This window comes from Cyanobium sp. BA20m-14, from assembly GCF_024346295.1.
The window spans coordinates 1-20,766 of record NZ_JAGQCR010000005.1; the positions used below are offsets into that span (position 1 = coordinate 1).

General features: G+C 67.0%; 22 protein-coding genes and 1 riboswitch. Of the genes, 7 read left to right on the forward strand and 15 right to left on the reverse strand.

Annotated features, from left to right (window positions below):
• Both KBZ07_RS01040 and KBZ07_RS01045 read left to right on the forward strand, forming a co-directional pair.
• The coding region (locus KBZ07_RS01040) for a GtrA family protein (protein WP_254929874.1) at window positions 1-433 on the forward strand (433 nt) is incomplete at its 5' end.
• 24 nt (window positions 434-457) lie between these two features.
• Window positions 458-1,972 carry a glycosyltransferase family 39 protein gene (locus tag KBZ07_RS01045; RefSeq protein ID WP_254929875.1) on the forward strand — a complete coding sequence of 505 codons (1,515 nt, stop codon included), beginning with the start codon at window positions 458-460 and terminating at the stop codon, window positions 1,970-1,972.
• A 40-nt stretch (window positions 1,973-2,012) separates the two neighbouring features.
• Here the strand turns inward: KBZ07_RS01045 and thiC are convergent, their stop codons facing one another.
• From thiC to ruvB, 6 genes are all read right to left on the reverse strand, one after another.
• On the reverse strand, window positions 2,013-3,395 hold the full coding sequence (gene thiC / locus KBZ07_RS01050; RefSeq protein ID WP_254929876.1) for a phosphomethylpyrimidine synthase ThiC: 1,383 nt from the start codon (window positions 3,393-3,395) through the stop codon (window positions 2,013-2,015).
• A gap of 42 nt (window positions 3,396-3,437) precedes the next feature.
• A riboswitch (TPP riboswitch) is annotated at window positions 3,438-3,555 on the reverse strand.
• 60 nt (window positions 3,556-3,615) lie between these two features.
• Window positions 3,616-4,206, reverse strand: coding sequence for a HEAT repeat domain-containing protein (locus tag KBZ07_RS01055; protein ID WP_254929877.1), 591 nt, complete (start codon window positions 4,204-4,206; stop codon window positions 3,616-3,618).
• Window positions 4,203-4,421: a DUF3188 domain-containing protein gene (locus KBZ07_RS01060; RefSeq protein WP_197153201.1), complete on the reverse strand. Its 219-nt coding sequence runs from the start codon at window positions 4,419-4,421 to the stop codon at window positions 4,203-4,205. Before KBZ07_RS01060 ends, KBZ07_RS01055 begins: the two co-directional genes overlap by 4 nt.
• Window positions 4,418-5,638 (reverse strand): amidohydrolase, encoded by a 1,221-nt coding sequence (locus KBZ07_RS01065; RefSeq protein WP_254929878.1) that lies wholly within the window; start codon window positions 5,636-5,638, stop codon window positions 4,418-4,420. The genes KBZ07_RS01060 and KBZ07_RS01065 overlap by 4 nt, the downstream gene beginning before the upstream one ends.
• A gap of 42 nt (window positions 5,639-5,680) precedes the next feature.
• A complete protein-coding gene (locus KBZ07_RS01070; RefSeq protein ID WP_254929899.1) occupies window positions 5,681-6,436 on the reverse strand; it encodes a tetratricopeptide repeat protein in 756 nt (251 codons plus the stop codon).
• 16 nt (window positions 6,437-6,452) lie between these two features.
• Window positions 6,453-7,511 (reverse strand): Holliday junction branch migration DNA helicase RuvB, encoded by a 1,059-nt coding sequence (ruvB, locus tag KBZ07_RS01075; RefSeq protein ID WP_254929879.1) that lies wholly within the window; start codon window positions 7,509-7,511, stop codon window positions 6,453-6,455.
• Between the two features lie 62 nt (window positions 7,512-7,573).
• On the opposite strand from ruvB, the gene smpB reads away from it, so the two are divergent.
• On the forward strand, window positions 7,574-8,071 hold the full coding sequence (gene smpB / locus KBZ07_RS01080; protein ID WP_254929880.1) for an SsrA-binding protein SmpB: 498 nt from the start codon (window positions 7,574-7,576) through the stop codon (window positions 8,069-8,071).
• 27 nt (window positions 8,072-8,098) lie between these two features.
• On the opposite strand, the gene KBZ07_RS01085 is transcribed toward smpB, so the two are convergent.
• Both KBZ07_RS01085 and KBZ07_RS01090 read right to left on the reverse strand, forming a co-directional pair.
• Entirely contained in the window at window positions 8,099-10,099 is a 2,001-nt protein-coding gene (locus tag KBZ07_RS01085) for a protein kinase domain-containing protein (RefSeq protein ID WP_254929881.1), read from the reverse strand.
• Window positions 10,099-11,100 (reverse strand): cysteine synthase A, encoded by a 1,002-nt coding sequence (locus KBZ07_RS01090; RefSeq protein ID WP_197153172.1) that lies wholly within the window; start codon window positions 11,098-11,100, stop codon window positions 10,099-10,101. The genes KBZ07_RS01085 and KBZ07_RS01090 overlap by 1 nt, the downstream gene beginning before the upstream one ends.
• Before the next feature lie 81 nt (window positions 11,101-11,181).
• Between KBZ07_RS01090 and egtB the strand changes: the two genes are divergently transcribed.
• The 4 genes from egtB to KBZ07_RS01110 are packed head-to-tail and all read left to right on the forward strand — an operon-like array spanning window position 11,182 to window position 14,103.
• Window positions 11,182-12,372 (forward strand): ergothioneine biosynthesis protein EgtB, encoded by a 1,191-nt coding sequence (gene egtB, locus KBZ07_RS01095; protein WP_254929882.1) that lies wholly within the window; start codon window positions 11,182-11,184, stop codon window positions 12,370-12,372.
• 25 nt (window positions 12,373-12,397) lie between these two features.
• Window positions 12,398-13,369 (forward strand): L-histidine N(alpha)-methyltransferase, encoded by a 972-nt coding sequence (gene egtD / locus KBZ07_RS01100; protein ID WP_254929883.1) that lies wholly within the window; start codon window positions 12,398-12,400, stop codon window positions 13,367-13,369.
• 21 nt (window positions 13,370-13,390) lie between these two features.
• Window positions 13,391-13,627 (forward strand): hercynine metabolism small protein, encoded by a 237-nt coding sequence (locus KBZ07_RS01105; protein ID WP_254929884.1) that lies wholly within the window; start codon window positions 13,391-13,393, stop codon window positions 13,625-13,627.
• Window positions 13,624-14,103, forward strand: coding sequence for a hercynine metabolism protein (locus KBZ07_RS01110; RefSeq protein WP_254929885.1), 480 nt, complete (start codon window positions 13,624-13,626; stop codon window positions 14,101-14,103). The genes KBZ07_RS01105 and KBZ07_RS01110 overlap by 4 nt, the downstream gene beginning before the upstream one ends.
• A 170-nt stretch (window positions 14,104-14,273) precedes the next feature.
• Here KBZ07_RS01110 and KBZ07_RS01115 read toward each other — a convergent pair whose 3' ends face one another.
• The 7 genes from KBZ07_RS01115 to KBZ07_RS01145 form a co-directional block, all read right to left on the reverse strand.
• Complete coding sequence (locus KBZ07_RS01115) at window positions 14,274-14,537, reverse strand: hypothetical protein (RefSeq protein ID WP_190388593.1); 264 nt, start codon at window positions 14,535-14,537, stop codon at window positions 14,274-14,276.
• 44 nt (window positions 14,538-14,581) lie between these two features.
• A complete protein-coding gene (gene lysS, locus KBZ07_RS01120) occupies window positions 14,582-16,123 on the reverse strand; it encodes a lysine--tRNA ligase (RefSeq protein ID WP_254929886.1) in 1,542 nt (513 codons plus the stop codon).
• Window positions 16,124-16,135: 12 nt separating this feature from the next.
• Window positions 16,136-16,924, reverse strand: a complete 789-nt coding sequence (rpaB, locus tag KBZ07_RS01125) for a response regulator transcription factor RpaB (protein WP_197153451.1) — start codon at window positions 16,922-16,924, stop codon at window positions 16,136-16,138.
• Between the two features lie 140 nt (window positions 16,925-17,064).
• Complete coding sequence (locus KBZ07_RS01130) at window positions 17,065-18,423, reverse strand: ABC transporter substrate-binding protein (RefSeq protein ID WP_254929887.1); 1,359 nt, start codon at window positions 18,421-18,423, stop codon at window positions 17,065-17,067.
• A 4-nt stretch (window positions 18,424-18,427) separates the two neighbouring features.
• Window positions 18,428-18,931 (reverse strand): rod shape-determining protein MreD, encoded by a 504-nt coding sequence (locus KBZ07_RS01135; RefSeq protein WP_197153148.1) that lies wholly within the window; start codon window positions 18,929-18,931, stop codon window positions 18,428-18,430.
• Window positions 18,928-19,668, reverse strand: coding sequence for a rod shape-determining protein MreC (gene mreC, locus KBZ07_RS01140; RefSeq protein WP_254929888.1), 741 nt, complete (start codon window positions 19,666-19,668; stop codon window positions 18,928-18,930). The genes KBZ07_RS01135 and mreC overlap by 4 nt, the downstream gene beginning before the upstream one ends.
• Window positions 19,669-19,673: 5 nt before the next feature.
• A complete protein-coding gene (locus KBZ07_RS01145) occupies window positions 19,674-20,720 on the reverse strand; it encodes a rod shape-determining protein (RefSeq protein WP_197153144.1) in 1,047 nt (348 codons plus the stop codon).
• Between the last annotated feature and the right edge of the window lie 46 nt (window positions 20,721-20,766).

A 20,766-nucleotide genomic window follows, 5' to 3' on the forward strand; every position in this document is an offset into this window, starting at 1 on the left:
CTGGGATTTTCTGATCTCAATACTACACAGTTTAAGTCTGAGGGCTATACCCCGAAGGGCTATTAGTTTTGCCTTGGTTGGGGCCAGTGGAGTAGCTGTTCAACTCCTAACAACCCAGCTACTGGTGGGCGGATTTGGGATGCTGTTTCAGCAAGCCCTGCCCTTTGCGGTGATGACATCGGCGTGCTCAAACTATCTCATCAACAATGCGCTCACCTTCCATTTCCAGCGCCTTAAAGGGGCGGCCCTTTTTAAGGGGCTGCTAAAATTCTCACTGGTGGCATCTCTTCCGGCAATTGCAAATGTAGGACTGGCCTCTGGTTACTATAATCTTATCGCAAAAGATGCCCTATTTGCCCAGCTGGCCGGAATCCTAGTTGTCTTCGTATGGAACTACGCCGCCAGCAGCCGCTTCGTGTGGAATACTCCATAAAGGTAGCCAAACCAAAGGGCGCAAATGACAAAGAAAGCGGCTTTTCTTCTATTTAGCTTCACGGCCCTAAGGCTCCTGCTTGCATTTGTGTGGCCAGCAGGAATAGATGAGGCCTATGCGATCTCCATCTCACCAGACTGGTCCCTTTCCTACTTCGACCATCCTCCGGCAGTCTTTACGATCGCAGGCCTTGCCCATTTGGCAAGCGGCAGCAATTCAGCCAGCATTCTGCGCATTCCATTTGTGCTACTTGGAACGGCAAGTGCTTGGCTTATATACGATATAACCCGGAGGGCCTACGACAGCTCTGCCGCTTTTTGGGCCATGGCCTGGTATTCAATCGCTCCATTCTTCCTGATCTCAGCTGGTCTATTTGTAGTGCCAGATGGGCCCCTAAATTTCGGCCTATTGGCGACCCTATGGATTCTGCTGCCAGGCATACTTGAGCCTAAATACAAACTAGAACCATTTCGATATGGGGCGGCAGGCATATTTTTAGCGATTAGCCTGGCATCTAAATACCAGGCGGTCGCCTTCCTGGCCTCAATAGGTATTTTTACCCTTTTAAACAAAAAGAACAGGGCATGGCTCCACTCTCCAGCAATATTTACAACCATAATCATTGGCCTGGCTGGCCTAATCCCAGTACTCATTTGGAATGGCTCCCACGATTGGATATCCTTTGGCTTTCAATCAGGCAGGGCTGGCAACGCCGGTCTCCAGCTTTTCCCACTGAACTTTCTTAAGATCCTGGTCGGCCAGATGGCCTATCTGTTGCCGGGCACTTGGATAGTGGCAATGGCTTGCTCACTAAAAGGGGTTTCCAAAGCTAAGTCACCCGCCGATTCCCTATTCAGCTGGTTGACCATAGTGTTGCCGGTGGCGTTCCTGTTAATCGCACTAGTCAGCGAGCGCTCCCTGCCCCATTGGTCTATGGGGGGCTTTCTTTTCGGCTTCCCGCTTGTAGGCCAATGGACCTCAAGGCAAACTCAAACCCATCTCATTATTATTAAAAAAGTGTGGGCAAGCGCCGCCCTACTTCTCTCGATTGCGGCCATAGGCGTAGGCCTTCAATTCAAGGATGCGATCTTTACAAGAGCCATATTTAAGGAGCCCCCATCCATAGATCGCAACTGGCAGCTACAAGACTGGGGTTCCCTGCCCAAGCTCTGGAATGATTTCGGCAAGCCAGCCAACATTGTCACCCGCAGCTGGATGGTTGGGGCAAAGGCTGGCTACACCTTGGGCCCAAGCGCAAAGATCCTCCCCCTTAACGACCCCCGCCATTACCAATTCATGGCCGCCCCCAACCAATCAGGATATTTAGCAATCGAACCAATTGATCCACGAATCAACGATAAAGAGGCGATTAAGGCCTTCTCAGATTTACTTGCATCAAATGGCTGGGTGCCCCAGGGAGAGCCCGCAATCGTCGTACAAAGAAGCCAGAACTACTCTCGCTTTAAAATAATAGGAATAGGTGTTCGCAGGGCCGCTGGCAGCCAAGGCCAAGGAGCGGGGCTAAATCGCAACGGCTGATCAATGCGACTTAGGCCCCAAACCCACCTCGCCCCTTCGCTCAGACAGCCGCGGCCTCGCCCGCTTTTTGCTCCGCCAGCACCTGTTCAAGCCCAGCTAGATCCTCGTCGGTGATCTTGGTTTGCATCGGGCAGTGCTTAGGCCCGCACATCGAACAGAACTCTGCCTGTTTATAGATATCGGCGGGCAGAGTTTCGTCGTGGTATTCGCGAGCCCGCTCCGGATCAAGCGAGAGGTCGAACTGCTTGTTCCAGTCGAAGGCGTAGCGGGCGCGGCTGAGTTCGTCGTCGCGGTCGCGGGCCCCCGGGCGGTGGCGGGCAATGTCGGCGGCGTGGGCAGCAATCTTGTAGGCGATCAGGCCCTCGCGCACATCCTCGGCATTGGGCAGGCCCAGGTGTTCCTTGGGGGTGACGTAGCAGAGCATGGCCGTGCCATACCAGCCGGCCATCGCCGCGCCAATTGCGCTGGTGATGTGGTCGTAGCCGGGGGCGATGTCGGTGACCAACGGACCGAGCACATAGAAGGGTGCCTCACTGCACTCCTCCATCTGCTTTTTGACGTTGAACTCGATCTGATCCATCGGCACATGGCCCGGACCCTCAACCATCACCTGGATGTCGTGCTCCCAGGCGCGGCGGGTGAGCTGTCCGAGGGTTTTGAGCTCAGCCAGCTGGGCGGCGTCGGAGGCGTCGTGCTGGCAACCCGGCCGCAGGGAGTCTCCAATGGAGAAGCTGCAGTCGTAGCGCTTGAAGATTTCGATGATGTCATCGAAATGGGTAAACAGGGGATTCTGCTTGTGGTGATAAAGCATCCACTGGGCCAAAATCCCGCCGCCACGGCTGACAATGCCGGTGAGGCGGCCCTTCACTAGCGGCAGATGCTCAATCAGCAGGCCGGCATGAATCGTTTGGTAGTCAACGCCCTGCTGGCAGTGCTTCTCGATGATGTGCAGGAAGTCGTCGGCGTCGAGCTTCTCGATCGAGCCATGCACGCTTTCCAGCGCCTGATAGACGGGCACCGTGCCGATCGGCACCGGCGAAGCGTTGATGATCGCCGTGCGCACCTCATCGAGATTGACGCCGCCGGTGGAGAGGTCCATCACCGTGTCAGCGCCGTATTTCACCGCCAGGCGCAGCTTGGCCACCTCCTCCTCGAGATCGGAGGCATTGGGGGAAGCGCCGATGTTAGCGTTCACCTTGCAGCGACTGGCGATGCCGATCGCCATCGGCTCCAAATTGAGGTGGTTGATGTTGGCCGGGATGATCATCCGCCCCCGAGCCACCTCCTCCATCACCAGCGATTCGGGCAGGTTTTCCCGCTTGGCCACATAGGCCATTTCTTCGGTCACCACGCCCTGGCGGGCATAATGCATCTGGGAATAGTTCGCGGTGCCGCGACGCTTCTCGATCCAGGCGCTACGCATGTGGGGCTGCAGATAGGGCGGGGCGCAGCCTGAGAGTGGTTTCACAATCCAGTTCCACTTCCCTGCGCCGGCATTACCCGGATCAGGTTCGGAGGGTGTGATCTCAGCCCGGTGCTGCACAGCTGATTAGGCCGGCAGCGGGGCACCCCTAGTGACATGCGAAACCTAGCAAGGCTGTAACCGGTTTAGCCCAATAACCGATTACAGCCCTGTAACCCTTTCAGGCCTGTAACCCGTTGAACGCCGCGGCCACCACCCGGTGATCGGCGTCAGTCTGGAGCTGCTGCAGCAGGGCGCGGGCCTCCCCATCGCCGTGCTCCCGCACGAGACGGCCGAGGATCTCGGCTCCGCCCACCCGCACGGTGCCATCGGCATCGGTGATCGCCATCGACGCCAGCTCCAGCAGCCAGGCCGGATTGATTTCGGCCTGTTCGGCCAGGGCCGAGAGGATGCTGCAGCGCACCAGCCACTGCCGATCGGCGGCGAACAGCTCAAGCACCAGGGGCCAGGCCCGTTCCAGCGAATGGCTGACCAGGGAATTGGCTGCTTCAGCCCGCACATTGGCGTCCTCATCGTGCTGGGCGGCGCCCACCAGGGCCTGCCAGCCGGCCTCGCTCTGCTTCACCCCGAGGCCGGCGCAGCTGAGCGAGCGCACCATGAAAACCTCCTGCTCCAGACCCAACAGCAACAGGGGCACGGCCTCTTCAACCGGCATCTGCCGCAGGCCCGCCAGGGCCGGCATGGCCCGGCTGGGATCGCCGGAGGCGATCGCCTCACGCAGGGCAGCGAGATCGGGCGAAGGGGTGTTCATTGGGGGCCATCCTGGCCCAGGGCCGCCAGCAGGTTGCGGCGGCGGCGGCGCCAGCCCAGCAGACTCGTCCCCAGCAGACCCGTTCCGATCAACAGGGCGGGCAGGGCCGGCAGGCGATCGACACCGCGGCGCTGCAGCAAAACCAGCAGGGACATCAAAATCAGCAGGGGGGAAGAGAGGGCCAGCAAACCCCTAAGCAGGGGCCGGTTCCTCATGGCCGCTGCTCCATCCAACGCAGCAGGCTCAGGGCGAGCACCCGGACGCCCACCGGCAGGGCCGCCTCGTCAGGGGCAAAGGAGTTGCTGTGCAGAGGGGCACAGCCCGCCGGCCCTGCCACCCCGAGTCGAAACATGGTGCCGCGGGTGTCCTCCAGCAGCTGGGCAAAGTCTTCAGCGCCGAGGGAGGGCTGCTCGAGCCACTGCACCTGGGAGCGGCCCAGCAGCTCCACCGCCGCAGCTGCCACCAGCTGGGTGAGGGCTGGGTCGTTTTGCACCGGCGGCGAGATGCAGCGATAGCTCACCCGTGCCTCGCCACCGTGGCCCCGGCAGAGGGCCTGCACCGTGTCTTCAATCCAGCCCGGCAGCTGGGCATGCACCTCGTTATCGAGGCAGCGCACCGTACCCAGCAGGCGCACATGGTCGGCGATCACATTGAAGGCCTTGCCGCCCTCGATGCGCCCGAAGCTCACCACCACCGGATGCAGGGCATCGAGGCGGCGGCTGATCGCCTCCTGTAGGCCACTCACCACCCGGGCCGCGATCCAGATGGCATCGGTGCTCTGGTGGGGCCGGGCGCCATGACCGCCCTCACCCAGCACCTCCACCTCCAGCTCCCCCGCCGCCGCCGTAAGGCTGCCGCTGCGCACGCCGATCGTGCCCACCGGCAGGCTTGGGAAGACGTGCAAACCAAACAGGGCCTCCACCCCATCCATGGCCCCGTCGGCCCTCATCCAGGCCGCCCCCTGGGCCGTCTCCTCGGCGGGCTGAAACAGCAGCCGCACCCGGGCCGTGAGCAGGTGGGGCTGGCGCTGCCACAGCCCCCCCAGCAGGTGGGCCACCCCCAGCCCCACCGCGGTGTGCAGGTCATGGCCACAGGCATGCATCAGGCCCTGGTGGGTGGAGGCGTAGTCGAGGCCGGTGCGCTCCTCCACCGGCAGGGCATCCATATCCACCCGCAGGGCCACCAGCGGCACCTGCAGGCCCGCCGGGCCCAACTCCGCCAGCACGCCAGTGCGGCCCACCCCCTCGCGCACATCCCAGCCCCAACGGCGCAGCTCACCGGCAACCAGGGCGGCCGTCTGCTGCTCGTGGCCACTCAGCTCGGGATGGCGATGGATGTGTCGCCGCAGCTGAATCAGCTCCGGCAGCACCTCTGCCAGGGCTGCCCCGAGGCCGAGCTCTTGCCAATTCAACCTGCAGGGTGTAGGGGTCATTCGTAGGCCTTCATTCGGGGGCCTTCATTCGGGGGCAGTCATTCAGGAGCCCAGGGCAAGGAACTGGGCTAGAGCTTCAACCGGCACGGGGGGCCAGCGCCGCGTCGATCGCAACCATTCTTGCTGCCGGTAGCGCGGATCGAGACCGGAGGCCGCAGCCCAGTTGCTCTCGGCCTCACCGCTGGCCCCCTTCTGCCACAGCAGGGCGGTGAGAGCGGCGCGGGCATCGGCAAACAGGGGGTAGCGGCGGATCAGGTTGCGCAGCTCCCGCTCGGCCCCAGCTTTGTCTCCGAGTTGGAAGGCGGCCAGGGCGGCACTGGAGCGGGCCATGGCAAAACCAGGCCGGGCCAGGGAAGCCGCCTCGAAGCAGCGGCGCGCTTCCTCCCAATCGCCCAGGGAGCCATGCACGTTGCCGAGGTTGTAGAGGGCCGAGGCCCGCGGTTCGCCCGTGTCGCTGGGGGCCCGCTCCAGAATCCAGCGGTAGTCGGCCTCGGCGGCAGCCCACCGGCCCAAGGCCTCCTCGGCTGTGCCGCGATTGAGATGGGGATCGGGGCTCTCGCTATCGAGGGCGATGGCCTTGGTCTGGTCGGCAATGGCCGAGCGGGGATCGCCCAGGGCCAGCAGCACGTTGCCCCGGTTGCTCCAGGCCGCCGCATCGTTTGGGGCCACCTCCAACACCTGGTTCCAGAGGGGCAGGGCCTCGGCGAAGCGTCCCTCCCGGCTGGCACTGAGGGCCTGGTCAAAGAGTTGGGGCAGCAGCAACTGCACCCCCAACAGCAAAGCCAGCAGGGTGGAGATCACGAGCGGAGCCCGCTCATGCCGCCGCTCCGGCCGGCCAACCCAGGTGGCTACGACCCGCCAAGGTGACCAGCCGGCCCCGCGGCGTGCGCTGCAGAAAGCCCAGTTGCAGCAGGTAGGGCTCGACCACCGCTTCGAGGGTGGCGGAATCTTCGCCCAGGCCCGCCGCCAGGGTGTCGAGGCCCACGGGCCCCCCGCCATAGGCCTCCAGCATCAGGGTCAGCAGGCGCCGATCGCTGGCATCGAGGCCCCGATCGTCGACCCGATGCAGGCTGAGGGCCTCGGCCACCAGCGCCGGGCCGATGCGGCCATGGCCGCGCACCGATGCCACATCGCGCACCCGCCGCAGCAACCGATTGGCGATGCGGGGGGTGCCGCGGCAGCGTCGGGCCACCTCCAGAGCGGCGTCGGCCTCGAGCGCGATCTGGAGCAGGCCAGCGGCCCGCTCGACGATCGCCTGCAGGTCGTCGATGCCGTAAAACTCCAGCCGCTGGATCAGGCCAAAGCGATCCCGCAGCGGCGAACTCAAGGCGCCGGCCTTGGTGGTGGCCCCCACCAGGGTGAAGGGCGGCAGCTCCAGGCTGCGGGTGCGGGCGGTGGTGCCCTTGCCCACGGTGAGATCGAGGCGGCAGTCTTCCATTGCCGGGTAGAGGATCTCCTCGGCCACCCGGTTAAGTCGGTGGATCTCGTCGATGAACAGCAGCTCATGGGGCTGCAGGTTCACCAGCAGGCCAACGATGTCGCGGGGGCGCTCCAGGGCCGGCGCACTGGTGATGCGACAGCGCACCCCCAGCTCCTCGGCCAGCACCAGGGCCATGGTGGTTTTACCCAGGCCCGGCGGGCCGTAGAGCAGCACGTGGTCGAGGGCCTCCTGGCGGGCCCGGGTGGCCTCCACGGCGATGGCCAGCACCTGCTTGAGCTCGCTCTGGCCGATGTAGTCGGCAAGGCGCTTGGGGCGCAGGCCGTCTTCCCGGGCGATCGGCCCAGGCCCGGCCCCGACCTCGCCGACCACGGGGGTGGGATCCACCAGCCGCGGCTGGGAAGGCTGCGGGGATCCCGAGGAAACGATGGCCATGCAGCGAGGGTACCGGCAGCTCCCTAGGGTCGGAAGGTCCAGGGGAAGGATGCGGAGCAGCGATGGCAAAGGGCGGGGGCAAGAAAAACGCCAAGGCCCAGCGTGATGCCGCCAACAAGCTGCTGGCCGACAACCGTTTCGCCCGCCACCAGTACGAGATCCTCGAAACCCTGGAAACGGGCGTTGAACTGCTGGGCACGGAGGTGAAGTCGATCCGGGCGGGCCACTGCAACCTGCGCGACGGCTTCTGCCTGATCCGCAAGGGGGAGCTGCAGCTCCACAACGTGCACATCTCCCCCCACACCCATGCCGGGGCCTACTTCAACCACGAGCCCCTGCGGGTGCGCAAACTGCTGGCCCACCGGCGCGAGATCGAAAAACTGCGGGTGGCCCTCGATCAGAAGGGCCTCACCCTGATCCCCCTCAACCTGCACCTCAAGGGGTCCTGGATCAAGCTCACCATCGGCCTGGCCAAGGGCCGCAAGCTGCACGACAAACGCCACGAGGAGCGGCGCAAGCAGGACATCAAGGACGCCAAGGCGGCCATCGCCCGGCTCTGAGTCGGGGCGCGGCCTGCCCGACTGGAATCAATTGACTGGCGGTTGCACCGGCGGCGGCGGGGCGACGGCAGGCGGTGCGGGGGCCGGCCCGGTCTGGGGCTGGGGCCTCTCCAGCTGGTCCGGCGGCGCCGGGGATGAGGGCTCGGGGGCGGCCGGCGGCGGGGCCACCTGGGGCAGGGGCGGATCCGCCCGCAGGGAGAGGGTGATCAGGGCCGGAGCCACACCCTCGTTCGTCACCAGCAGCTGGACCGGCGAGCGTTTCTGAACCCCCAGGCTCACCACCCGCAGGGGCCCCTTGGCCTCCAGCAGGTCGCCATCGGGGCCGAAGACACTCATCTGCATCAGCGGCGAGCCATTCACCCCCAGCACCAGCCGATAGCCGGCGGGCAGCCGCACGGGGAAAAGGCGGGCCCCCCCGGCCTCCACCTGGGCCGAAAGCACCCGGGTTTCCAGGGGCTGGGCCTGGATAGCCTCGATCTGCACATTGGCCAGACCCTGCTCGGCTGCGGCATACCAGAGCTGCCGGAAGGGTTCAGCCGGAATGTCGGCGCCGGGCCGGCCCGGCAGCAGGTTCTGGGCACTGCCCGAAACCAGCTGGCGCAGCACCGCGGAGCTGAGCCCCTGGCTCACTAGGGACTGCTGGCGCCGCTCCCAATCCCCATTGGTGTAGCTGCCGAGGCGGCGGCGGATGTCGAGGGGAAGTTGCTCCACCCTGGCCAACCACTCCTCGGCAAGCTCGTTCCACACCTTGCGCAGGGGGGCTTCCTCGAGGGAATCGCCCGGCAGGCGACCACCCCGCTCAGGAAACTGGGCGAGCAGGCTGGCATCCACCAGTTTGAGAAACCAGCCCCGGTCAATCTGCAGGGCCCGTAACCGGTTGAGCAGCTGCTGGCGCTGGTCTACCTCCGCCGGCGGCAGGCTGGTGGGCAACTGCAGGGCCGCATCGGGGGTGGTCAGGGCCACCCGACCGCGGCTCAGCCACCACCAACCCAAGGCAGTCCCGACCACGGCCGAGAGCACCAGGGCGATCACCACCGGCCAGATACCGCCTTCGGCGGCCTCCTCCCGCTCCTCAAGCCGGGTGCGCGGGGCGGCGGCTGGGGCTGGAACTGGGGCCGGCTCGGGCTGGGGTGGCGGAGCGACCAGCACGGGCAGCACCGGCGCCGGCGCCGCTGGGCGTTCGGTCACCGGTGGCGGCACCAGGGCAACGGTGCTGTCGGCCCGGGGCACCGGGCCCGTGCTCTCAGGCATGGCCAGGGCCTGGAAAGCTGCCAGGGCCTTGGCCGCGGAGGCAAAACGCTCCCCCGGCTGGCGCAACAGCAGGCGGCTGATCTGGGCCTGCAGCTCGGGTTGGCCGGCCAGGGTGGCAGGCCAGCGCCAGGCAAGGCTGACCGGATCCAACAGCCTGGCGGGCCCCTCACCACTCAGCAGCACCAAAGCCACCACGCCAAGGGCATGCAGATCCATCCACGGCTCGCTCTGGAGCAGGTGGGTGCGCTCCGGCGGGGCATAGCCAGGGGTGGCCTGGGCCGCACCAGCCACCGAGCCGAAATCAATCAGCACCGGCAGGCCATCGCTGTCGCGGCGCAGCAGGTTGGCGGGGCTGAGGTCGCCGTGCACCAGCTCCTGGCTGTGCAGCACCGCCAGCACCGGCAGCAGCTGGCGCAGCAGCAGCAACACCTCGCCGGCACCAAACACCAGCTGCCGTGCGGCCCGGGCCTCGAGCAGTTGCTGGTAGGTGCGGCCTGCCTGCCATTCGCGCACCAGCCACAGCCCCTCGGCGGCCTCGATCGCCGCCCCCATACGCGGCACCTGGGGATGGAGCACCCCCTGCAACCGGCCCCAGCGCTGACGCGCCATGGCCAGATCGATTTCCCGCCCCAGTAGGCGCAGGGCCATCGGCGCCTCTGCCGCCAGCAGGTCGCTGGCCCGCCACAACTCCCCCTGTACTTCAGCCCCGCTGCCCAGGCTGAGGCGCTCTTCCAACCGATAACGCTCGCCGATCAGCTGACCCTGCTGCGCCGCCATCAGCCCACTCCTGCAAGGCAGCGCTCAGGTTGACGCAAACCCTTGGCCGCGAGCCAGTCGGCTTCATAGAGCCGCGACCGGTAGCGGTCGCCGCTGTCACACAACACGGTGACGATCGTGTGGCCGGGGCCCAGACGCCGGGCCGTCTCCACCGCCGCGGCCACATTGATGCCCACCGAGCCGCCCAGGAATAGGCCTTCGCGCCAGAGCAGCCCGTAGATCGTGTCGAGGGCGGCCTGGTCATCGATGCGCACGGCATCATCAACGGGGGATCCCTCCAGGTTGGCGGTGACGCGGCTGTTGCCAATCCCCTCGGTGATCGAGCTGCCCTCGCTCACGAGCACTCCATCGGTGGCCCAGCTGTAGAGGGCACTGCCATGGGGATCGGCCAGTACGCAGCGCACCGCCGGGTTCTGCTCCTTGAGGTAGAGGGCCACGCCGGCGTAGGTGCCGCCGGTGCCGGTAGCCGCCACCCAGGCATCCACCCGACCGCCGCTCTGCTGCCAGATCTCCGGCCCGGTGGAGTTGTAGTGGGCGCGGCGGTTGGCCAGGTTGTCGAACTGGTTGGCCCAGACGGCGCCGGGGGTCTCCGCGGCGATGCGGCCCGAAAGCCTCACGTAGTTGTTGGGGTCGCGGTAAGGCACCGCCGGCACCGTGCGCACCTCGGCGCCCAGGCTGCGCAGCAGGCCGATCTTCTCCGCCGACTGGGTGTCGGGAATCACGATCAGGGCCCGGTAACCGCGGGCATTGCAGATGTGGGTGAGGCCGATGCCGGTGTTGCCGGCCGTGCCCTCCACCACCGTGCCGCCGGGCCGCAGCAGCCCCTGCTCCTCCGCCTCCAGCAGAATGCCCAGGGCAGCGCGGTCCTTGACCGAGCCGCCGGGGTTCATGAACTCGGCCTTGCCGAGGATCTCGCAGCCGGTGAGCTCACTGGGGCCCCTGAGCCGGATCAGGGGCGTGTTGCCGACGGCGCCCACGAACCCCGAAGTGATGCCGGCCATGCCCACGTGCTGTGCGTGGCGAGATCGTAGGCAAGCCCTCTAGGGTCAGACCTGATTTCAGCCCGAATTGGCGGCAGCGGGATGGGACAGGAGCTGGCGGCGCGGTACATACGGGTGCGCCAGCAGAGCCTGGCCCTGGTGGCCCCCCTGCAGCCAGAGGACCTCTGCCTCCAGGGGATGGCCGACGCCAGCCCGCCCAAATGGCACCTGGGCCACACCACCTGGTTCTTTGAGCAGTTTGTGCTGCGGCCCCAGCTGGAGGCTGGCCTGGCGGGGGCCTATCAACCAGCTCCCGAGACCTGGAGCTTTATTTTCAACAGCTACTACGACGCCGTCGGCGCCCGCCACCCCCGGCCCCAGCGGGGCCTGCTCAGCCGCCCGCCCCTGGCCGAGGTACTGGCCTGGCGGGCGGAGGTGGATGGGGCCGTGCTGGCCCTGCTGGCTCAGCTGGATCAGGGCGCCCCCCAGCTGGAGCTGGTGGAGCTGGGCCTGCAGCACGAGCAGCAGCACCAGGAGCTGCTGCTGATGGACCTGCTCGATGGCTTCAGCCGCAACCCCCTGGAGCCGGCCTATGGCCGCGAGCCGGAGGGCGCCAGCCCCTGCCTGGCCGGGGAGCCGGAGCCCCCCTGGCTGGAGCACGGCGGCGGCCTGGTCGAGATCGGCCACTGCGGCGGCGGCTTTCATTTCGACAACGAGGCGCCCCGCCACCGCCAGTGGCTGGAGCCTTTCGCCATCGGCAGCCAGCTGGTGAACAACGGCGCGTATGGGAACTTCATCGCCGACGGCGGCTACCGCAGGGCCGAGCTGTGGATGAGCGAGGGCTGGGCCGTGGTGCAGGAGCGGGGCTGGCAGGCGCCGCGCTACTGGCGTGGGGGAGATGAATTTGGCCTGGCAGGCCGCCAGCCGCGGCGGGCGGAGCAACCGGTGCGCCACCTGAGCTGGTTTGAGGCCGACGCCTTCGCCCGCTGGGCCGGGGCCCGGCTACCCAGCGAGGCCGAATGGGAATTTGCCGCCACCAGGGGGGGCCTGCCGCAGGCCTTCGGCCTGCTCTGGCAGTGGACCGCCAGCCCCTACCGGCCCTATCCGGGGTTCGTGCCGGCCGCCGGTGCCGTGGGGGAATACAACGGCAAGTTCATGAGCTCCCAGATGGTGCTCCGCGGCAGCTGCTTCCTCACCCCCAGCGGCCACGAACGACCCACCTACCGCAACTTCTATCCGCCGGCAAGCCGCTGGATGGCGGCGGGTCTGCGCCTGGCCAGTGATCTCACCTGATATTTCGCCAGATATGCCTCCAGATATGTCTCCAGAGCAGCAATCCCAGCTGATTAACCTGCATCCGCCGGCCGCCGACATGCGCCGACTCGTGGTGGCCGGCATGGAGCGCCACCCCCGCCAGTTACCGGCCTGGCTGCTCTACGACGCCGAGGGTTCCCGCCTGTTCGAGGCGATCTGCGAGCAGCCCGAATATGGCCTGACCCGTACCGAAACGGCCCTGCTACAGGCCCGGGCCCCTGAGCTGGCGGCAGCCCTGGGCCCGGGGGTGCTGGTGGAATTCGGCGCAGGCAGTGCCCGCAAGGTGGGGCCCTTGCTGGAGGCCCTGGGGCCGCCGGCCTACGTGGCCCTCGACATCAGCCCCCACCACCTGGAGGTCGCCTGCCGGGAGCTGCAGGCCCGCCATCCGGCGGTGCCCGTACTCGGCATCTGCTGCGATTACAGCCAACTGCAGCAGCTGCCAGACCACAGCCTGCTGCGGGGCGAGCGGCGGCTGGGCTTCTACCCGGGCAGCTCAATCGGCAATTTCAGCCCGGTTGAGGCGAGCTTGCTTCTGGCCCAACTGCGGGGCCTACTTGGGCCGGGAGCGCGGCTGCTGATCGGCATCGACCAACCCAAGCAGGTGACACGGCTGGAGGCCGCCTACAACGATGCCGCCGGGGTTTCCTCCGCCTTCGCCCGCAACCTGCTGGTGCGGCTGAACCGCGACCTGGCCGGCAACTTCGATCCCCAGGCCTTCAGCTACAGCGCCCGTTGGCAGCCCGAGCACAGCCGCATCGCCATGGCCCTGGTGAGCCGCAGCGCCCAGAGCGTGCAGCTGGCAGGCCGCAGCTGGAACTTCAGCCCAGGGGAGGAGCTGATCACCGAATACAGCTTCAAATACACCCCAGAAGCCTTCCTGGCCCTGGCCTCCAGCGCCGGCTGGCAGGGCGCCGGCCGCTGGAGTGATCCGCGGCACGACCTATCCCTGCACCTGCTGGTGACGCCAGACTCCTGATCCCAGACCCCAATCACAACCATGGGCCGCGAAGAACAACGGGCCGCCATGCGCCAGGTGCGCGAGGGACTGATCAGTGAATTGGAGGAGCTCTACCGCAACGCCTTTGACCGGATCGGCAACCAGGACCTGGGCGAAGGGGCGATCGCCCGGCTCACCCAGCTGCTGCTGCGCTCCCGCGAAGCGGCAATAACGCCGCTGCAGCAGGAGATCGAGGCCCCCCTGATCACCAGCCCGGCTGGGCAGCCAGCACCATGAGCAGCTCGAGCTGGTTGGATCAGCTGGAGGCGCGGCTCGACCAGCAGCTGGAGGCCTTCCTCGCCGCCAACCCCAGCCAGGAGGCCCTGCTGGAGGAGCAGGGAGCGCGCGATCGCCAGGCCCGGCTGGTGGGGCAGCGACGCCAGTTGCAACGGCAGGCGGAACAGGAGCGCCAGGCCCTGCTGCAACTGGCCGACGAGATTCGGCGCTGGCAGGAGCGGGTGGTCAAGGCGCAGGCCGCCGGTGCCACCGCCCTGGCCGAGCGCGCCAAGGCCCACCAGCAAGGCCTGATGGAGCAGGGCCGCCAACGCTGGCAACAGCTGGGCGAGCTGGGGGTGAGCTTCGCGGCGGTGGAGCGCGACCTGCGCGACCTGGACAGCCGCTCGCGCCCGCCAAGGGCCTCCAGCCTGGAGCAGGACTGGGCCGCCTTTGAAGCCAACCAGGCCCTGGAAGAGCTGCGGCGGCAGCAGCGCTGAAGATGCGGGGCCACCGCCGCCAAATTCGGTATCTCCTCAATTCCGTACAGGCTGTACAGAAGCTGGGAGTGCCCACAATCACGGTAGCTGCGGCTGCCTTGCTCTCAAGGAGCAGCTAGGCCTGGCGACATATCGACTCCGAAGCTGGAGCTGATCGAACCTGCTTGGGTTCAGGCCTTGGGAGCGGGCGGCACCAGGCTCACCCCTTCCGGTGGTGGGGTGGGATCGGGATCGGCGATCAACATGTGTTGCAGAACTATTTCCGGACGTTCGCTGTCGCGCCAACGGATCCTGTAGGCGGGCATCTTGGTGCCTCGGCTGGTGGTCTGCTCGACGGGCTCCATCACCCAGCCCCGACGAGAACGACCCTGGGGATTGCGCTTCACCACAGCGTCCGCGTGTTTGAAGCGAAAACCGACGCGCTCGCCACTCATGGAATCGTTGGCCCCCGAATGGGGCAGATTGCCTACTGGCGCAATTATCCCATTGTGGCCGGCCGGGCCTCAGGGCGCAGCAGCGGGAAGGCGATCACATCGCGGATCGAGGGGCTGTCGGTGAGCAGCATCACCAGCCGATCGATGCCAATCCCCAGACCCCCGGTGGGGGGCATGCCCACCTCCAGAGCCTGGAGAAAATCCTCATCCACCGCCTGGGCTTCCAGGTCGCCGGCGGCCCGACGGGCCTGTTGGGCCTCCAGGCGCTGGCGCTGGTCCACCGGGTCGATCAGTTCGCTGAAGGCATTGGCGGTCTCGCGGCCGGCGATGAACAACTCGAAGCGCTCCACCAGCCCCGGCTTGCTGCGATGGGCCCGGGCCAGGGGTGAATTCTCCACCGGGTAATCGAGCACGAAGGTGGGCTGGATCAGGTTTGCCTCGACCCGCTGGTCAAAGGCTTCCACCAGCAGGCGCCCCACCGAATCGGCCAGGGCCGGCACCTCCAGCCCCTGGGCAGCCATCGCCGCGGCCGCCTCGGCGCGGCTGCTGAAGGCGTTGAAGTCGAGCCCGGTGGCGTCCTGCACCAGCCCGTGCATGGTGGCCCGCCGCCAGGGGGGGGCCAGATCGATTGCGGTGCCCTGGTAGCTGATCAAGGTGGTGCCGCACACCTGCTGGCACACATGGGCAAGCAGCTGCTCGGTGAGCAGCATCATGTCGGTGTAGTCGGCGTAGGCCTGGTAGATCTCCACCGAGGTGAACTCGGGGTTGTGGCGGGTGCTCACCCCCTCGTTGCGGAAAATCCGGCCCAGCTCGTAGACCCGCTCAAAGCCCCCCACCACCAGCCGCTTGAGGTGGAGCTCGGTGGCGATGCGCAGGGTGAGGGGCAGATCGAGGGCGTTGTGGTGGGTTTCAAAGGGCCGGGCGTCGGCACCGCCGGGCACGCTCTGCAGCACCGGAGTTTCGATCTCCAGAAACTCGCGCTCATCCAGCCAGCGGCGCATGGCGCTCACCGCCAGGGCCCGACGGCGGAAGGTTTCGCGGGTGTGGGGCGACACGATCAGATCGAGGTAGCGCTGGCGGTAGCGCTTCTCCACATCCGCCAGGCCATGCCACTTATCAGGCAGGGGCTGGAGGGATTTGCAGAGCATGCTCCAGCTCTTTACCTTCACCGAAAGCTCGCCCCGGTCGGTGCGCCGCAAGCTGCCGACGACGCCGATCAGGTCGCCGGCATCTACCAGGGAAGTGATGTGGGCGAAGGCACCGGGTGGGGGCGCATCAGGAGAGGCCGCATCAAGGGTGGCCTTCTCGATGAAAAGCTGAATCGAGCCGCTCTCATCGGCCAGGGTGAAGAAGGCCAGCTTGCCCATCACCCGGCGGGTCATCACCCGGCCAGCAACGGACACCTCAACGTCCCGCTCCTGCCCATTGGCCAGATCCAGGTGGGCCTGCTGCAGGGCAGCGGCGCGATGGGTGGGCTCAAAACGCAGACCGTAGGGGCCCTGACCCAGGGCCGCCAGGGCGGCAGCTTTCTCGAGACGGGTCTCGCGCAGATCCGACAAGGCAGGCAGGGGGCTGAAGCGACCCATCCTGCAGGAGCGTCAGCTGCTCGCCGCCAGAGTCAATTCGGCCATCCGCTGGGAGGCATAGCCTGTGCCCCGCACCGTGAGGATCAGCTCGGGGTTGCGGGGGTCGGGTTCGAGCTTGCCGCGCAGGCGGGCCACATACACATCCACCACCCGCAGATCGGCGGCCCGGCGGGGGGGATAGCCCCAGAGCTGCTCAAGGATCTCAGCCCGCGGCACCACCCGACCCGGCTCCCGAAACAACAGCTCGAGCAGGCTGAATTCCGTGTAGGTGAGGCCGATGCGCTCACCATCGCGGGTCACCTGGCGGCGGTTGGTGTCGACCACCAGATCGCCGACGCGCAGAACCCCACTGCCGCTTGGAACTTCCCGGGGCTCGGCCGCTGCGGAACCCCGACCCACCCGGCGCAGGATGGTGGCGATCCGGGCTTCGAGCTCCTTGGGGCTGAAGGGTTTAGGCAGGTAGTCATCGGCGCCGAGGTCCAGCCCGGAAACCCGCTCGGCGATCGCATCGAGGGCCGAGAGAAAGATGATCGGCACGCAGGACTCGGCCCGCAGGCGGCGGCAGACGGCGAAGCCATCCAGCTTCGGCAGCATCACGTCGAGCACGATCAAATCTGGCTGCTCCTGGTGGAACAGGGTCAGGGCCTCCTCGCCATCCTCGGCGCAGATAACCCGGTAGCCCGCCAGCTGGAGGCGCATCACCAGCACCCGCCGCACGGCCGCCTCGTCGTCCACCACCATCACGGTGGCCCTGGGCTCAGCCTGGGAATCGCCGGTACTGGGCCTGTCCTCCAAGGGCATGGGCGAAGCGCCGAGATGAAGAATCGCAACCATACCCCTAGGCGCGTCCCCCGGTCATCCCCCAGAACCCCGCCGCTGGAGCCACTCTGACTACTTTTAAGGATTTCTACAGAAACAGACATAACCTGGAAACCCTCATATCAGCCCCAGCGGGCCCGGGCGTAGCGGTTCCACTCATCGGCAGCAGTGGCCAGCGCGGCATCACTGTCCACCTGACCCAGCATGGCCCGCTGCAGCTGGGTGTAGACGATCGCCTGCAGCCGCTTCACCCCTGGGCTGGCCGGCACCAGCACCCTGGCCCGCCGCAGGGTCTGGGCCGAGAGCAACCGGGCTCGCAGCACCAGGGACTCCTGGTCATTCGGCTGGGCAGTAGCCCCCGCTGGGCCCAGGGCAGCCTCCAGCGAGGCCTCCAGCTGCTGGAGCGCCACCTGGTTGGAGGGCAGCACCCTGGCCTGCTCGGCAAAGGCCAGCTGGTTGGGGCCGTTGGTGAGAAAGAGGGCGAAGCGGGTCGCCTCCGCCGCCAGGGCGCTCTGCCTGGGCACGACCAGGTTCATCACGGCCACGTTGGCCTCACCGCCGGCCCCGCTGAGTGGCACGTAGGGAGCTGTCACGGCTGCGATCCCCGGGGCGTTGGTCTGCAGGTTGCGCAGGAAATCGGGGCCGGTCGCCACCTGGGCCAGGTCACCCGATTGGTATAGCTCAATCGCCCGCCGGTAGCCCTGGCTCACCACCTCGCGGGGCAGCAGGCCGCGCCGGTAGAGGTCGCTCCAGAAGGCGAAAGCACGCCGACCGGCCGGGCTGTTGAATGCGGCCCGCTGCTGCCCGTCGAGCAGTTGCACCCCCATCTGCACCAGGATTTCCAGCAACTCGGCGGAGTCGTCTGGCACGACGGTGACAAACAGGGCGTAGCGGCCGGTGCGACGGCGAACCGCCTCCGCATATGCCGGCACCCCACTCCATTGGAGGGGCGGGGCTGCATAGCCGGCGCGCTCCAACAGCCGGCGATTGGCCATGCTGATCCGGGCGGTCAGATACCAGGGGATGGCGAACTGCTCGGCCGAAGCCCCTACCCCCTGGCGCCCCGCCTCCCAGATCGCTGGCAGGTAGGCCCCGGCGGCTCCGGCGGGCAACACCTCGGTGAGGTCCCGCAGCCCCCCCTTGCTGGCCAGGTTGGCAGCGAAGGGGGGGTTGAGATTGACCAGGTCAGGGGCGGTGCGGGCGAAGACCGCAGCCAGCAACTTGCGTTCCACCGAGCTCCAGGGCACGTCGGTCCAGCGCACCCGGATGCCGGGGTTCTGGCCCTCCCAGGCCGCAATCAGCCCCAGCACATAGGCGTTGAACTTGGGGGCCAGATCCAGGGTCCAGAAATTGAGCACCCGCCCGTCAGCTCCCCCGGGGCCGGGCCGAGAGCAGCTGCCCAAGCTCGCCGCCAGCAGGGCCGTCCCACTGCCCGCGCCAAGCAGTTCCAGAAATCGACGCCGGCCCAGCTCGCCTCCCATCAGCTCAGCTTCGCCCCCCCAGGGTCTGGCGCCGCCAGAGCAGCAGCTGGAGGGAACACAAAGGTGGTGCCAAAAGGGCCGTCAGCAGGGTCTGGGCCAGCCAGGTGTGCAGGGCGGGCAACAGGGGCCAGCCTCCCGCCAGCAGGCTCTGCAGGAGCAGGCTGCCCCCCACCAGGGCCGCGCCGATCAGGGCCAGCAGGCCGAGGCTGAAACTGCGCTCGATCGGCGGGCCAAGGCGCCCCATCCGGCCCCACCACCAGCCCAACAGGGCCAGGGCTGGAATCTCACTGATCGGGCCCAGATGCAGGCCGTCAAGCACCAGACCCAACCCCAGGCCGGCCAGGGCACCGGACAGGGGGCCATCCACCAGCGCCCAGGGCAAGAGCCACAACACGGCCCAGGCTGGCGCCACCCCGGCGAGTTTCAACGGACCCGGCGAAGCCAGCACCAGCCAGGGCACCAGCAGGGCCGTGGCCAGGCACCATCGGTGGCGGGTCAGCTGACTCACGGCACCAGCACCTGCACCCAGTCGACCGCATCCAGCGGGGCACTGAGCTGCACCACCGCATCGGTGGCCGGCACCGCCCGCTCATCGACAGATTGGATCACCCCGACGGTGAGGTTGGGCGGCACCAGGGTGCTGGCCGGCGAGGTGACCACCACATCGCCGGGACGCACGCCGGGATCCTTCTCCAGAAAGCGCAGCAAGGGCCGGCTGGTGCCGATCCCCGTAAGTAGGCCGTGGCGCTGGATCCGGCCCACCCAGACCCCCACGCGGCTGCCCGGATCGGTGAGCAGGGCCACCGTTGCCGTGCTGGGGGTGACACTGGCCACCCGGCCGATCAGACCCCCTGGTGCGGTCACGCTCATGCCTGGGCGGACGCCCTGCAGGGCGCCGCTGCCGATCACCAGCTGCTGCCACCAGCCCCCGGGTTGGCGGGAGATCACCGGCGCCGACACCATGCCCTTGCCGCCTGTCTGCAGCAGCAACAGCGAGCGCAGCCGGCGGTTATCCACCTCCAGCTGGCTGAGCCGGGTTTGGCTGTTGAGAATCTCGGCACTGCGCAGCCACTCCCCCTGGGCGCTGCCAGGCCAGAAGGGCCGACTCAGCAAAGCGTAGGCGTCAGCAAAGCCAGCCCCCTTGCTGAGCCTCACGGCCAACAGGGCCAGCAACAGCAGCACCCAGGGCCAGGCCTGAAGAATCCCCCCCAGGGCGGGGAGGCGTTGCCGGCGGCCTGGCGGCATGGAGCTCAGACGGTCTGGCGGGCGAAATCAGGGGTATCGAGCACGCGCTCCAGCCGCTTGTAATCCTCAAGCACGATGCCGCAGCCATTGACCACGCAGAGCAGAGGGTCCTCGGCCACATGGGTGAGGATGCCGGTCTCGTGGCTGATCAGGTCGGTGATGCCCCGCACCTGGGCGCCACCGCCGGCCAACATGATGCCCCGATCGACGATGTCGGCTGCCAGCTCGGGCGGGGTGCGCTCCAGGGTGCGTTTAACCGCCTCGACGATCACGTTGAGGGGTTCGGCCATCGCCTCGCGGATGTCGCCGGCGCGCACGTTGATGGTGCGGGGCAGGCCGGAGAGCAGGTGCAGCCCACGCACATCCATCGAGGTGCTGTCGTGGGGGTCGTCGGGGAAGGCGGAGCCGATGCGGATCTTGATGTCCTCGGCGGTGCGCTCTCCGACCACCAGGTTGTGCACCTTCTTGAGGTAGACGCCAATCGACTCGCTGAGCTCATCTCCCGCGACCCGCACCGACTCGCTGATCACGGTGCCGCCCAGGCTCAACACCGCCACTTCGGTGGTGCCGCCGCCGATATCGACGATCATGGTGCCCACCGGATCGGTTACGGGCAGGCCCGCACCGATGGCCGCCGCCACGGGTTCGTCGATCAGATGCACCTCCCGGGCGCCAGCGAGACCGGCTTCGCGCACGGCCCGACGCTCAACGCCGGTAACGCCACTGGGGATGCCGATCACCAGGCGAGGAGCCATGATCCCGCGGCCTTCGTTCGCCTTGAAGATGAAGGTCTTGATCATCTGCTCGGCCGCGTCAAAGTCGGCGATCACCCCATCTCGCAGCGGCCGCACGGCCCGGATGTTGCCCGGGGTACGGCCCAACATCAACTTGGCCTCATTGCCAACCGCCAGGGGCACGCCCCGCTCGAGATCCATGGCCACCACGGAGGGCTCCTGGAGCACGATTCCTTTGCCTGACACGAAGATCAGCGTGTTGGCCGTGCCCAGATCAATGCCGATGTCCCGCGAAAATCGAAACCGACGAAAAAACACGGACGTCCGCCTGCAAGGGCTGAATCATAGGGGGGTGTTACAGAAG